Origin of the sequence: Fictibacillus iocasae (genome assembly GCF_042665465.1) — a bacterium.
Taxonomy (GTDB): domain Bacteria; phylum Bacillota; class Bacilli; order Bacillales; family Fictibacillaceae; genus Fictibacillus; species Fictibacillus iocasae.
Genome location: NZ_JBHTCP010000048.1, coordinates 73,855 through 86,730 on the forward strand (window position 1 = coordinate 73,855; position 12,876 = coordinate 86,730).

The 12,876-nt window shown below is 44.1% G+C and carries 17 protein-coding genes and 1 riboswitch; of the genes, 9 read left to right on the forward strand and 8 right to left on the reverse strand.

Translation table 11 applies throughout. From position 1 onward, the window contains the following. The first annotated feature begins 3 nt into the window (after positions 1 to 3). Both ACFQPF_RS14755 and ACFQPF_RS14760 read left to right on the forward strand, forming a co-directional pair. A complete protein-coding gene (locus ACFQPF_RS14755) occupies positions 4 to 234 on the forward strand; it encodes a hypothetical protein (protein WP_379750478.1) in 231 nt (76 codons plus the stop codon). A 39-nt stretch (positions 235 to 273) separates the two neighbouring features. Continuing rightward, positions 274 to 1,374 (forward strand): GerAB/ArcD/ProY family transporter, encoded by a 1,101-nt coding sequence (locus ACFQPF_RS14760; protein ID WP_379750479.1) that lies wholly within the window; start codon positions 274 to 276, stop codon positions 1,372 to 1,374. Here ACFQPF_RS14760 and sugE read toward each other — a convergent pair. Together sugE and ACFQPF_RS14770 are read right to left on the reverse strand one after the other, a co-directional pair. Further along, a complete protein-coding gene (gene sugE / locus ACFQPF_RS14765) occupies positions 1,369 to 1,695 on the reverse strand; it encodes a quaternary ammonium compound efflux SMR transporter SugE (RefSeq protein WP_379750480.1) in 327 nt (108 codons plus the stop codon). The genes ACFQPF_RS14760 and sugE overlap by 6 nt on opposite strands. 110 nt (positions 1,696 to 1,805) lie before the next feature. Then, positions 1,806 to 1,913, reverse strand: a riboswitch (guanidine-I (ykkC/yxkD leader). Beyond that, complete coding sequence (locus ACFQPF_RS14770) at positions 1,913 to 2,455, reverse strand: copper resistance CopC family protein (RefSeq protein WP_379750481.1); 543 nt, start codon at positions 2,453 to 2,455, stop codon at positions 1,913 to 1,915. It overlaps the preceding riboswitch by 1 nt. A 163-nt stretch (positions 2,456 to 2,618) precedes the next feature. On the opposite strand from ACFQPF_RS14770, the gene ACFQPF_RS14775 reads away from it, so the two are divergent. Together ACFQPF_RS14775 and ACFQPF_RS14780 are read left to right on the forward strand one after the other, a co-directional pair. Next, positions 2,619 to 3,245: a YhbD family protein gene (locus ACFQPF_RS14775; RefSeq protein WP_379750482.1), complete on the forward strand. Its 627-nt coding sequence runs from the start codon at positions 2,619 to 2,621 to the stop codon at positions 3,243 to 3,245. Positions 3,246 to 3,264: 19 nt separating this feature from the next. Continuing rightward, positions 3,265 to 4,050, forward strand: coding sequence for a polymer-forming cytoskeletal protein (locus ACFQPF_RS14780; protein ID WP_379750483.1), 786 nt, complete (start codon positions 3,265 to 3,267; stop codon positions 4,048 to 4,050). Positions 4,051 to 4,088: 38 nt separating this feature from the next. On the opposite strand, the gene ACFQPF_RS14785 is transcribed toward ACFQPF_RS14780, so the two are convergent. Both ACFQPF_RS14785 and ACFQPF_RS14790 read right to left on the reverse strand, forming a co-directional pair. After that, the gene (locus ACFQPF_RS14785; protein WP_379750484.1) at positions 4,089 to 4,685 is read right to left on the reverse strand and encodes a LysE family translocator; all 597 of its coding nucleotides are present in this window, start codon (positions 4,683 to 4,685) and stop codon (positions 4,089 to 4,091) included. A gap of 113 nt (positions 4,686 to 4,798) precedes the next feature. Then, positions 4,799 to 5,758, reverse strand: coding sequence for a helix-turn-helix transcriptional regulator (locus ACFQPF_RS14790; protein ID WP_379750485.1), 960 nt, complete (start codon positions 5,756 to 5,758; stop codon positions 4,799 to 4,801). A 96-nt stretch (positions 5,759 to 5,854) separates the two neighbouring features. Here ACFQPF_RS14790 and ACFQPF_RS14795 point away from each other — a divergent pair, with 96 nt between their 5' ends. Then, positions 5,855 to 6,388, forward strand: a complete 534-nt coding sequence (locus ACFQPF_RS14795; RefSeq protein WP_379750486.1) for a dihydrofolate reductase family protein — start codon at positions 5,855 to 5,857, stop codon at positions 6,386 to 6,388. 56 nt (positions 6,389 to 6,444) lie between these two features. Here the strand turns inward: ACFQPF_RS14795 and ACFQPF_RS14800 are convergent, their stop codons facing one another. Continuing rightward, the gene (locus ACFQPF_RS14800; protein ID WP_379750487.1) at positions 6,445 to 7,503 is read right to left on the reverse strand and encodes a sensor histidine kinase; all 1,059 of its coding nucleotides are present in this window, start codon (positions 7,501 to 7,503) and stop codon (positions 6,445 to 6,447) included. Beyond that, positions 7,496 to 8,191, reverse strand: coding sequence for a response regulator transcription factor (locus ACFQPF_RS14805; RefSeq protein WP_379750488.1), 696 nt, complete (start codon positions 8,189 to 8,191; stop codon positions 7,496 to 7,498). The genes ACFQPF_RS14800 and ACFQPF_RS14805 overlap by 8 nt, the downstream gene beginning before the upstream one ends. 104 nt (positions 8,192 to 8,295) lie before the next feature. Here ACFQPF_RS14805 and speD point away from each other — a divergent pair, with 104 nt between their 5' ends. Continuing rightward, the gene (gene speD, locus ACFQPF_RS14810; protein ID WP_379750489.1) at positions 8,296 to 9,120 is read left to right on the forward strand and encodes an adenosylmethionine decarboxylase; all 825 of its coding nucleotides are present in this window, start codon (positions 8,296 to 8,298) and stop codon (positions 9,118 to 9,120) included. A 41-nt stretch (positions 9,121 to 9,161) separates the two neighbouring features. Here speD and ACFQPF_RS14815 read toward each other — a convergent pair whose 3' ends face one another. Next, positions 9,162 to 10,016, reverse strand: coding sequence for a hypothetical protein (locus ACFQPF_RS14815; RefSeq protein WP_379750491.1), 855 nt, complete (start codon positions 10,014 to 10,016; stop codon positions 9,162 to 9,164). A 207-nt stretch (positions 10,017 to 10,223) separates the two neighbouring features. Between ACFQPF_RS14815 and ACFQPF_RS14820 the strand changes: the two genes are divergently transcribed. The 3 genes from ACFQPF_RS14820 (at position 10,224) to ACFQPF_RS14830 (ending at position 12,312) form a co-directional block, all read left to right on the forward strand. Then, on the forward strand, positions 10,224 to 10,619 hold the full coding sequence (locus ACFQPF_RS14820) for a hypothetical protein (protein WP_379750492.1): 396 nt from the start codon (positions 10,224 to 10,226) through the stop codon (positions 10,617 to 10,619). Positions 10,620 to 10,678: 59 nt separating this feature from the next. Then, a complete protein-coding gene (locus ACFQPF_RS14825; RefSeq protein WP_379750493.1) occupies positions 10,679 to 11,008 on the forward strand; it encodes a four-helix bundle copper-binding protein in 330 nt (109 codons plus the stop codon). A 122-nt stretch (positions 11,009 to 11,130) separates the two neighbouring features. Next, positions 11,131 to 12,312: an MFS transporter gene (locus ACFQPF_RS14830; protein WP_379750494.1), complete on the forward strand. Its 1,182-nt coding sequence runs from the start codon at positions 11,131 to 11,133 to the stop codon at positions 12,310 to 12,312. A 47-nt stretch (positions 12,313 to 12,359) separates the two neighbouring features. Here ACFQPF_RS14830 and ACFQPF_RS14835 read toward each other — a convergent pair whose 3' ends face one another. After that, positions 12,360 to 12,515, reverse strand: coding sequence for a DUF3934 family protein (locus ACFQPF_RS14835; RefSeq protein ID WP_379750495.1), 156 nt, complete (start codon positions 12,513 to 12,515; stop codon positions 12,360 to 12,362). Between the last annotated feature and the right edge of the window lie 361 nt (positions 12,516 to 12,876).

The window sequence follows — 12,876 nt, forward strand, 5'->3', positions numbered from 1 at the left end:
CTTATGTTTGAGAAAATAGTCATTGTAGGATTTGTGTTCTGGCTGCTGTTTGATGACTACAGAAAATCCAAGAACGATACAAAATCGAAGAAAATGCATCTTTGCCTTAGCGGCATTACGCTCTATTTAAGCTTTTTATTTTTCTCAGAAAAAAGCTTGATTAACCTTGATGACCTATTTGTCAAGGTGTTCGGACCGGCGGCGCAGTTTATCATAACTAGCCTGCAAACTTAATCCCACACAAAAATCACGAAAAAACAAGGAGCTGATTGTATGTCTGCTGCTGAAAAGATCAGCACATGGCAGCTCGCTGTCCTGTTTCAGACGTACATGACAGGCTCAGCGATTATCAATATACAAGGTCCCATCCTCTTTTCTGCACAAAACGGCGCATGGCTATCACTTTTGATCGCAAATGCCATCGGATTTGTTATCCTGTATTTAGTGCTTTATATTAACAAGCAAAATCCTGGATTATCGTATGTGGAACAGACCGAAAAAGCGTTAGGGCGAATGGGCTCCATCATCGTGATCAGTATGTTCTCTCTCATCATCTTCTATATTCTCGGAAACATCGTCTATGGAATGAGTCAATATTTCACAACAGCGTTAATGAGAGAAACGCCGCTTTATGTGTTTAACTTCCTCATCCTTTTTGTTGCCGCATTAACCGCAAAAGCCGGAATCGAAATCATCGCCCGAATGTTTCATCTGTTGATGTATGTACTATTTGCGATGGTCCTGCTCATGCTGCTCTTGCCGCTCCCGATTTATGAAGCCAATCACCTTCTGCCGATTATTCCGAACGGCTTCAAGCCCATTTGGAATGGTGTCTATGTGGGCTTCGGCTTTCCTTATATGGACATTCTCTATTTTTCCATGATTCTTGTATACCGGAATCTTGATGAAAAGAAGCGAATAGGTAACTACTTGTACGCAGGACTTGCACTGAATGGAATATTGCTTAGCATCACCATTGCTGTCTCCATCATGGGATTAGGGCCTCTTGCCTTTCATAAAAAATTCCCGCTGCATCTTCTTTCCCAATTAATCAGCATCGGGCAGATCATTGAACGCATCGAAGCGATATTCGGTATCGCGCTCATCCTTGGAACGTACATGAAGATTACCATGCTGCTGTTTATATTAGATGCAGCCCTCACCCGGCTGGCTAAGATCAAAGAAAAACAGCTAGTGTATCTTGTCTCGATTATCGTATTTTTCTTATCTTTGACGATGTACAAAAACGAGGTTGAACTCGGTGAATCAGGCTCGGTTATGCAGCCCGTCATCACTTTTTTCCTAGGCTTCATCCCTCTTGTTATCGTCTTTATCGCGACCATAATACGAAAAAGCAGGCAGCACTCATCATGATACTTCGCCTGCTGTTGCTTTAAGGCCGATGATTCCGATAATGATTAATGCGAGAAAGAAGAAACGCAAAGCACTTTTCGGCTCTCCGAACAAAATGATGCCTAATAGTACAGCTCCGGCTGCTCCAATTCCAGTCCAAATCGTATAAGCCGTACCGATTGGCAGTACTTTCGTTGCTTGTGATAAAAAGTAGAAACTGATGATCATACCGACAGCCGTGATAACAGAGGGCCAAAGCTTCGTAAATCCGTGAGTGTATTTCAGTCCGATCGCCCAGACGACCTCAAAGATTCCTGCAATAAAAAGATAAAACCAAGCCATGATTGTTTCCTCCAAATATGTTTTATTAAAATGCATTTATCAACTTTCTGTTAGTGTCACCTTTTTTCTAAAGAAAAGCAAAAGAAGCCTGGGATATCTGTGGTATCAGATTCTCCCAGGCTTTTGTCCTTCCGTGTACACAGGCTGTTCGTTTCCTGTGCGTTTTCTCTCGGACCAGTCCCGGATACGTATCCGGCGGAACCCTAGAAAACTTTGTTTATTTTTTCCTTCGTTTACCTAAGATCAGACCAAGCAGCACGGCGAGTGCAGCTAGAGCTAAGAACGCGTAAAAGAACGGAGAAAGAACGAGGCCAGTGTTTTTGTTTTCTGCTCTTTCATCACTTTTCACTGTCTTTTCTGCCTTCTTTTCTTCTGCTGCAGGCGGCTGCTGTTCGACCGTCTCCTCTGCTTTCACAGTAAACTTATAGGATCCTTGAACAACATGGCTGTCCTCGCCAATGATTTTCCAATACACATTGTATGTTCCGTTAGGCATCGGTGTTTCACTTTCACCGACAAGCTCATTTGCCTTCGTTCCCATTTGCATGAGCGACACTTCTACACCTTTATCATCCGTCACCCGGATGCGGCTTAAATCCTCAATCTCTGTATTAAAAGTTAGTTTAAATTTAACCATATTATCCGTAACCGTGCTGTCTGCTGCTGGTTCAGATTTCTCTAGACCAGAATGTGCAAACGACTTTTGCGGAGATATCATCACCATAACAACGATTAAAAGAGCTGTCATCCATTTCTTCATATTATCCGCTCCTGTAAATGTAAAAAATTAAGTTTCTATAACGCCATCATAGTACGCTTTTTCTAAAGCGACAAGCCTGACAGCCACTTTGATGAAAAATGTTCACAAAGTGTTTTACAACGTAACAATGTTATGTTACATTGAATACAAAGGAAGGAGGAAGATGATGGAAAATGAATTGATTTCTAAAAAAGACTTGCTTGAATCCGCAGGCATCTCATATGGCCAGCTCTACCGATGGAAAAGAAAAAAACTGATTCCTGAATCGTGGTTTATCCGGAAATCAACCTTTACTGGGCAGGAAACCTTTTTCCCTCGGCAAAGCATTCTAGAACGTATCGAAAAGATCATGAATTTAAAAGAAGGAGCTTCTCTTGACCATCTAGCCGATCTTTTCTCCCCTCAGCATGGTTCCGCTCATCTAACATTACAGCAGCTTATTGATCGTAACATTGTTTCGAAGATTGTGCTTGACCTGTTTAACAAGCTTTTTCAAGCAAAAGAGGAGTATTCCTTTACCGACATCCTGCACCTCCGAATTACTGACTCGCTATTGCAGCAAGGAGAAATCAGTATAGCCGAAGCAGAGCTGCTGCTTCGCACCTTTTCTGAACACGCTGAAAAGCTGCAAGACGAGAACATGAACATCATGCTTCTCCGCAAGATGGGCATTCCGCTTGTCATCTTCTATCCTGCATCACAAGACCTGCTTCTTGACTATGAAACGAAAATCATAGCCTCTCTCAGCCTTAACACCTTCGCAGAGCAATTAAAAATGGAGCTTTCTTAACTCGAATGGAGGAAAATGTATGGAACAGACAATCCGCAATGATTTAAGCATTTCAGGTTCTGGCAGTGCCCCTGGTGGAATGTATGAGGATGTGAAGGTTAATGGTTCAGGGACCATACAGGGAGACCTGGACTGCATTCTCTTCAAATCTAACGGCAGCGCTAAGGTGATTGGCCAAGTTATAGCGCGTGAAGTCAAAATTAACGGCTCAGCGAAAATCCAAGGCAGTGTCACTGCTGACGAAGTAACCATTATGGGGTCCGGTACGATTGAAAAATCCCTGGCGTGCCAAGAGCTCAGCATTAATGGTTCGGCCACCGTTGCAGGATCTGCTGAAGCAAAAGAATGTGAAGTGAATGGTTCCGCCACGTTCAAAAGCGACCTTACTGGAGACGACATATCAATAAGAGGGCGGGCATCGATCGAGGGCAACTGTTCAGCGGAACACTTCTATGCAAAGGGACAGTTCAAGATCGAAGGACTGCTGAATGCAGAATCTGTGGAAGTAGATTTATACGGAGAATGTAATGCAAAAGAAATTGGCGGTATGAGTGTCAAAGTGAAGAATACCGAATTTGCTTCACCATGGAAGAAGATTCTTCGCAAACTGTTTCCGAGCTCCGATGACCGGCTGACATCTGACTTAATAGAAGGTGATCATATTGTGCTAGAGAACACGTCCGCCAAAATTGTCCGGGGTGATACGGTGGTGATCGGCAAAGGCTGTGACATTCAGCTTGTGGAATACAAAAGCTCACTGGATGTTAGATCAGGGTCATCTGTTGCAGAAGAGAAAAAAATATAAAACACGAAGGTGCCGCTATTTTAGGGCACCTTCGTGTTTTAACAGATCCACGAAATAGCGGCGAGCACAATCACCAGCACTCCTGCTAGTTTGTTCACCCTTGCAATATGCGGTGTTATTTTATCCTTGAACAAGCTGACGCCAAGACTTAGGATCAGCCACCAGAAGCTTGCTCCTAAGAACACGCCGGTTAGCAGCAGGAATGCGGCTTCCGCCGTTCCAGCATCTTGGGTAAATCCCAGCCCAGCGAACATCGCCGTAAAGTTTAAGATTGTGACTGGATTGGACAGCATGAGAAGAAGCGTGGACAGATACATTCCTAGGAGGCTCGTCCCTTCCAATGCAGCTGCTTTTGCGGGCGGCTTCTTCAAGAACGTCTTCACACCTAAATAAAGCAAAAACAAGCTTCCCATCATTTTTAACGCGAGTTCATGTTCAAGTAAGAATCCCGATACGACTGAAAACCCAAATGCAGCTACACTAGCATAGATTAAATTCGCCGTGACGGCACCCAGACCTGTTAAAAAGCCAGCAGCCCTCCCATTGGAAAGAACGCGTTGCATGACTAAAAGTCCTATTGGACCAAAAGGCGCCGACACGGCAAACCCTAATAGAAAACTGTTGAAAAAAAGCATGATGTAGTCCTTTCAGTGAATAATATCCATTTATCATATCTCTATTTACGCCTCATTCAAAGCGGAAAATGCTGCAAAGAAGAAAGACAGCGCACTTGTCGCTGCCTTAACATTTATTCTTCATAGTAACTGATAACAGAGACCGCCTCTGCCACGATTTTTTTAATCAGTTTCTTCGGCTTGACGATGATCATTTTCGTTCCAAAGCCAAGAATAAACTCCACTGCTTCCTGCTCGCTTTGAAAATGAAGGACCGCCCGCAGCCGCTCTCCTTTTTTTACAGGCTCGCGTACTACTCTCATAAACCTTCCTGCCGAAAAGTGCACGCGCTTCGCGATGTCCGCTGAAATTTCCACTTCCACTTCATAGGTCGGCAAAGCGGCGGTAAACTCAGATTTAGCCTTTTTCCAATACTGTTCAAGGTTAAAATTTTCTGGCCGATCAAACTCTTCATCTAGCCGTTCTATTAATAATATACGGGATACTCGGTAGTTGCGAAGCTGATTATCATGAGCCGCTGCAACATACCATGTGTCCTTTTTCGCCACCAAGCCGAGCGGCTCTATCACCCTGCTGATCACGTCGCCGTTCATTTTCTCGTATTCTATAGAAATCCTTTTATTCTCAAATACTGCCTCTAACAAATCCGGCAGCAGTGCTTCTCTCTTCCGTCCGCTGTCTTTCCACCCATCATGATCGAGGTGGATGCGTTCACGAATGCGGTTGGCCTCTTCTTGAAATGGAGCTGGTAATGAAGATAACAGCTTCTCTCGTGTGTCAATGGCACCATTTAACCCTAGATCGTTGAGAAGCGCTGGAGACGGATAAACAAATAACGACCGGATATCATCTTTTTTCAGCATACTCAGCTTTGATTTGAAATCATCAAGCAGCCTCCAGCCTCCCGCTTTGCCACGGTCAGCCAGCACCGGCACACCTGCCGTTGTTAACGCGTCCATATCGCGCTGGATGGTACGCTCTGATACTTCTAACTCAGCCGCCAAATCGCCGGTCGTTAGCTTGCCCCTGTTTTGCAGCAGAATGAGAATATTCATCAACCGGTCCGCTCTCATCTGAAATTCCTCCTAAAAAAATACTTAAATAAGACATAACATGACATATTAAACAAGTAAAATGAGGGCCGTACACCAAAACAGGAGGATGAGAAGATGACACTTAAACGAAACGTTGTGTTATTTATTGCCGCAAGCCTGGACGGATATATTGCCGATCAAGATGGAGGCATTGATTGGCTTCATGAAGTCGAGGGAGACGGCAGCAGCGGCTATAATGAATTCTATGACACAATTGACACAATGATATCTGGAAGAACGACTTATGAACATGTTTTACAAATGATGAATAATGAATATCCGCATTATGACCGAAAGAATATTGTAATGACATCAACAGCCACTGGAAATGATTCAGAAATTGAGTTCTCTAATGAATCTGTCGTTTCTATTGTAGAAAAGTTACGCAGCGAGTCTGGGAAGGATATATGGGTCGTTGGTGGTTCCAAACTAATTGCAACGTTCATGAAAGAAAATTTAATTGATAAATACATCATCACCACAGCACCCGTTCTTCTTGGTGGAGGAATACCGCTATTTACAAATTTCCCGCACAAAATCAAACTCAAACTGACAGAAAGCAAGACGTATGGTCAGTTCGTGCAAAACACTTATGTGAGAGCGCAGTAAAGATCGTTGTAACCCTCTCGTGCTTCCATCAGCCGAGAGGGTTTGATTTTACATGTTTAATGATAAAACCTCACATAAAACGTCGTTCCGAGGCCAGGCTCACTTTCAATCCAAATGTCTCCACTATGAGCGTCTACAAGTTTTTTGACAATGGTAAGGCCGATGCCGCTTCCTCCGTACTTTCTGTTGCGGGATTTTTCGGTCCGGTAAAAACGGTCAAAGATCTTCTCTTGGTCTTCCTGTGCAATACCAATCCCACTATCCTTAATCATTAGCACAACACTGCCCACCTCATCAAACGCCTTAGCCGTCACACTTCCTCCGGGAGGTGTGTACTTTAATGCATTGTTCAATAAATTCACGATAATTTGTGATACTCGTTTGGCATCTGCTAATACATCTTGAGTCACGTTTGATTCCAAAGAAAACTCAATATTTTTTCTGATGAACGAAGCGTGAAGCGATTGTGCAGACTTTTCAAGAAGATAACCGATATCGACCTTTTCTTTATTCAACTCAAATTCCGGCGATTCCATGCGGGTAAGCTGTTCGAGATCTTCGACAATATCAATTAACCGGTCAATCTCTTCCTTCAACCCGCTCACCCGTTTTACGGAAAGCTCGAACACTCCATCCTCTATTGCCTCTAAGTGGCTCTTAACGGTTGAGAGCGGCGTCCGCAATTCGTGTGCCACATCAGCTGTCAGCGTTTTGCGTGCTTCTTCCTGTTGTTGCAGCTGTGAAGCCAGTTCGTTCAGTGACTGTCCTAAGTCATTCAGCTCATCGTTTCCTATCGTTTCCACTCGCACAGCCAGCTCTCCACCGGCCATTTTTTCTGCTGCCCTCCTCATTTGAACAAGCGGCAAAGATAGCTTCTTCGCGACAAAATAGCTGATGAGTGCGACTAAGACAAGCGATCCCGCTGCTGTCCAAATTATTGAGCTCAGTAGCGCCTGTTCGAAATGATGCAAAAGAGCTCCCGTATCACCGAAACTCTTCACATCTTCTTGAAACATCATGAGATGATGATGAACTTCATACATAATCACGAGGCTCGCAATCACAAGTATGATCGATGCAGCCGTTCCAAAACTGACCGCGAGTCGCCTAAACATGAGGTCCACCTCTGAACTTATACCCGACACCAAACACGGTCTGAATGTATTGCGGATTCTTTGGGTCGTGCTCAAGCTTTTGCCTTAAATTCTTCACATGCTGATCAATCGTCCTGCTGCTTCCTTCAAAATCGTAGCCCATTACCATCTCCACAAGCTCTTCCCGTGAAAACGACCGCTTCGGATTCCGTGCGAATACGAGCAATGTTTTATATTCATTAGGTGTCAAATTTACCTTTTGTCCTCTCACCAGGACCTCCTGCTCTGCTGCATCAATAACGAGCTCGTCGTTGTTATACGCTATCTTCTCATCAAGCAGCTCCGTTCCGCCCGAGCGCCGCATTATCGTTTTGATTCGCATCACAAGCTCACGCGGACTGAACGGCTTTGTCATATAGTCATCGGCGCCGACATACAGCCCGTTAATGCGGTCTTCTTCCTGAATTTTAGCTGTAAGCATAAGGATAGGAACCGCTGATTGCTGCCTGATTTTCTGACACAAGTCCTCCCCTTTCATGTCCGGAAGCATTAAATCAAGGACAACAAGGTCAACAGCACGATCTTGGACGATTTGCAGAGCTTGTATACCGTTTGCCGCTTCCTCCGTTTTGTAGCCCTCTTTTTTTAAATAAGAAGAGATGACCTCCAACAATTTTGGTTCATCATCAACGATTAAGATGGTTTTCATTCTTTTTTGAGACCTCCTTAAGTTGTTTTTTTCAGCAGCAGTAAGGGTATCTTAACGTTATGAGCAGAACGACACGACTAAGAGATAAAGGGGACATAAGTAAAATGAGCAACCAGCACGAACCAGAACGCATTCAGCTTCACGGCTTCAATAACCTGACAAAATCACTTAGCTTTAATATGTATGACATCTGCTACACGAAAACGAAGGAAGAGCGTGAAGCGTATATCGAGTACATTGATGAACAATATAATGCCGACCGGCTGACAAAAATATTAAATACGGTTTCTGACACGATTGGAGCGCACGTTCTTAATGTAGCGAAACAAGATTATGTTCCACAAGGTGCGAGTGTCACCCTTCTTGTTTCAGAAGGACCGATCGTTGAGGTGCCGCCAGAAGCGTATGAAGACGAAGAACAGGGTGCATTGCCCGGCTCAGTCGTCATGCAGCTCGATAAGAGCCACCTGACCGTCCACACCTATCCAGAGTTTCACCCAAACGAGGGGATCTCAACATTCCGTGCCGATATTGACGTTTCCACGTGCGGAGAAATCTCACCACTAAAGGCCTTGAATCACCTGATCGATTCGTTTGATACAGACATTATGACCGTGGATTATCGAGTCCGTGGCTTTACACGAGACATTAACGGCCAAAAGCTGTTCATCGATCATGACATCACTTCTATTCAAAATTATATCTCACAGCAGCATAAAAGCATGTTTGATATGATCGACACGAACATTTATCAAGAAAACGTGTTTCATACGAAATGCCGTTTAAAGGACTTTGATCTGAACAACTATCTATTCGGGTATTCCAGTGATACACTAAGCGCCAGTGAACGGGAAAACATCACACGCAAGCTGCAGCTGGAAATGGATGAGATCTTTTATGGACGTAATATGAATCGAATGAACCGCTGATAGACAATAAACACTTGGGAAAAAGAATCCCAAGTGTTTCTTCAATTCACTTCAATTGTATAGTCCGTAATAAAAAGTTCACCGTCTTGCTGGAACTGGCCCCAAATCTTGTACACCCCTTTTTTAGGAAACGTTGTTGCAAATTCCGCTTTCGGTCCTTTTGCGCTTTCGTCAAGCGGGTGAACGTGCAAATAGTTCTCCGTATCTTCACTTAAAATGACCACATGCCCGACAGCGCCTAGATAAGGCTGTAAGTTTATGACCGGCTTGCCGTTTTCGTTGATCGTAAACGTGAGCTTTGTTTCCTCACCTGCCTTAGGATTGCCGTCGGGGAAGGTTAGCTCTACCTGTTTTCCATCCGCTTCCTTCACCAACTCACCGTCAGGCTTAATGAGCTTGTTTTCGGCTTTGTCTCCTTTCACTTCAAGCCATTCCGTCAGCGTCACTTCCTCCCCTCCGGCAGGAACAAAGTCAGCGATCAGCTTATATTCTCCACCCTTTGGAAAGGTATTGCTGACGGTGAATGTTCCATCTCCTTTAAACTCTGGATGAATGTGATGAAAATACGAAAGATCTTTACTCACAACAATTAAATGCAGCTTCTTTTCATGCTGTGTTTTATAATCGTTGATCGGCTTACGTGACTTGTCTTGAATGGTGATCTTTATTTCTGATATTTTCCCAGCTTCCGCATCAGAGAAGCTCCACTTTGCATATGCTTCACTAGAAGACATGTTATGTCCTTCGTGTGATTCTTTCATTTCACTATGACCTTCATGGCTTTTTTCCTGTTTTGTGCCGTGACCCTCGTGCGTGCCTTTTTCCTCGTTCTTACCGCATGCCGCACTGAAAACAATCAGCAACACCATCATCATTAAGAATGTATACTTTCTCATGTTCCATCCCTCCTGAATTTATCTTAACTGCAGGTTGTGAAGAACTGATGAAGAAATAAAATGTATTGTCGTTTTATTGTTTCTTTAGAAGTCTATGGATATGATGATCTCCGTTACAGGTGTACGCTTATTTAGAAGGATGAGAACTAATCTTTCTAAAGCAACATACATTCGAAAAAACAAAAAAAAATGAAGGCAGGTTTGTATATGTCCTCTCTCGCTGCTGTGACCGTCCTTATCGCTCTCTCGCCTGTTGTGCTGCTCTTCATTCTCTCCATGTTCACAAAACAATGGAGATTCCTGCTCTTGTCTGCTGCACTTGTTCTTTCCACAGTTGAAACGATTTATTTTATCGCTCGCCATGATCTTGAAAAGGAGGAGGTACTGGAAAACTTGGATACAGTCGAGCGGCATTTGCGTGAAACGTATCCAGGAGAACAATGGGTGACGAGAAGAAGGGAAGGCGTGTTCCATAATCACGGTCCGATCCAGGTTATTTTCATGAACGAGCTGGACGCTGTTTATGAATATCGTGTAACGGATAATTCTGTAGAACAATCCGGCTATTCAGGAGACAAAACTGATTGGAAGCATAAAGAATAACGTTTAAGAAAATTCTCTTGAGGTACATTAACCGTAAAGGCCACTTCAGGAGGGATGTTATGTCTCACGAAGCTTATCAGGAGTGCATCGATGAATGTCTTGCCTGCATCAAGGCGTGCAACCATTGCTTTGACGCTTGTTTAAAGGAAACAGATGTTCAAATGATGGCAGAATGCATTCGGCTTGATCTAGAATGTGCCGATATTTGTGCATACGCCGTTGACGCGATGAGTCGGAACAGCCCGTTTGCCAGCCATATTTGCCGGCTGTGCGCGGAGATTTGTGAAGCGTGCGGCGATGAATGTAAGAAACATGACCACACCCACTGTCAGCAATGTGCGGAGATTTGCTTCCGCTGTGCAGAAGTTTGCCGCAAGATGGCCCACTAAACGCAAAAGCTCCTTCACCTGTTTACGGTGTGGGAGTTTTTTCATTTTTCAACTGATTAAAGGTTATGTTAAGATATGAAATTGTTGCTCATTACAATTGTCATCTATGAAAAGAGGTTCTTATGCACGCTGCAAAACTAACGAAGCAGCATTGGCTGCTTATTTTCACACTCTCCCTTCTTACATTCGTACTTGGGACAAGCGAGTTCGTGATCGTCGGAATATTAACGGACATTGCCAATAGCCTTGGTATCTCAAATGCTAAAGCAGGTGTACTTGTTTCTGCATTCGCCATCACGTTCGCCGTGGCAACACCAGCCGTAATGTCCACTACGAGCCATTATCCGAAAAGAAAATGGATGCTGCTGCTGATCGCCGCCTTTATTCTGCTAAACCTTGCGTGTGTTTTCACGTCAAGCTATGCATTGCTCATGGTGTTCCGAATGCTGACAGCCATCGCGACAGGTGTTTTAATCTCGCTTGCCATGGTTGTGGCGAGTGAATCGGTTCCTGAGGCTCAGCGAGGGCTCGCCATTTCATTTGTCTTCGGCGGATTTACGCTCGCTAACGTGATCGGTGTGCCGCTTGGAACATTTGTGGCTGGGCATTTCAACTGGCATGCGACATTCGTCCTTACAACAGCACTCGGAATATGTGCATTATTGTCCGCTTATATGGTTCTACCATCAAATCTCAGCCAAGAAAGAGGATCCATTAAGGATCAGGTGTTGCTTTTGGTTCATCCGCGAATTATGATGGCATTCTTTATACCTGCTCTCGGATTTGGAGCGCTTTATACTGTTTATACGTACTTAGTTCCGATTCTAAAGGGAATGGGTGCCGCCTCTGAATCCATCAGTGTGATATTGTTCGCGTATGGCTTGATTTCCATATTCAGCAACATTCTGGCTGGGAAAATAGCCAGTCATAACGGAATCGGACGGCTACGGTTCGTATTTCTTATACAAGCAGCCGTGCTCGGTGCGCTTTATCTTACAACAGGCAGCTATCTTAGCGGGATGATAAACATCGGCCTAATGTCCTTAACAGGAATATTGTTGACAACATCCACGCAATTATATTTGATCGATCTTGCCGGTAAGTATCAGCCTTCCGCCACAGGTCTGGCCGCTTCACTTATGCCTGTTGCGAGCAACGTCGGCATCGCGTTCGGTTCCGCGTTAGGCGGCATCGTTTACGAGCAAGCCGGACTGCTTGATGTGACCTGGGCCGGAGCTGCTGTTGCGCTGGCAGCAAGCGTTCTGACGTTCGTCAGCTATCATATGGACCAAAGAAACACATAAACACGAAAAAGCCAGCTGTTCATCAGCTGGCTTTTTTAAACACTTGTTTAATTAATTTCTGTCTGTTGTTCTTCTTTTGCCTTTTTCGTACCCTTACTCACGTATGGTTTCGGACCTTTTTTCTTGGCGCTCTTACCCCAGCGGTTCCAGCCCTTTTTGCCAGTTCCTCTGCCTGTTCCGCCCTTGCCTTTTGCTTTGCTCATTTTATCATCCCTTATATGAAAAGTGGCTGTTCCACTTCTATTTCGCTCATCAACTTTAACATCATACCATTCTATAAGAAAAGAAAGTATAACCTTTTCAAGCAAATTTCTTTTTTTCTTTTGTGTACGATGATACTTCTTCTTATCATTGTCTATCAAAGCTATTTGTACAGAATGACGAGTTTCCGAGTCTGCTTTATAACATGACCAACGCACTGCAACTAATGGATGTGAAAACTTTCATCACAGGAATGACGCCGGCTGTTGCTTCAGGTCCAGGTTCCAGTATATGACTGCATGCCGTTAACTCCATATTTGTCGCAAATATAAGACCGCCCAATAAACCGGATATGCGATTGAA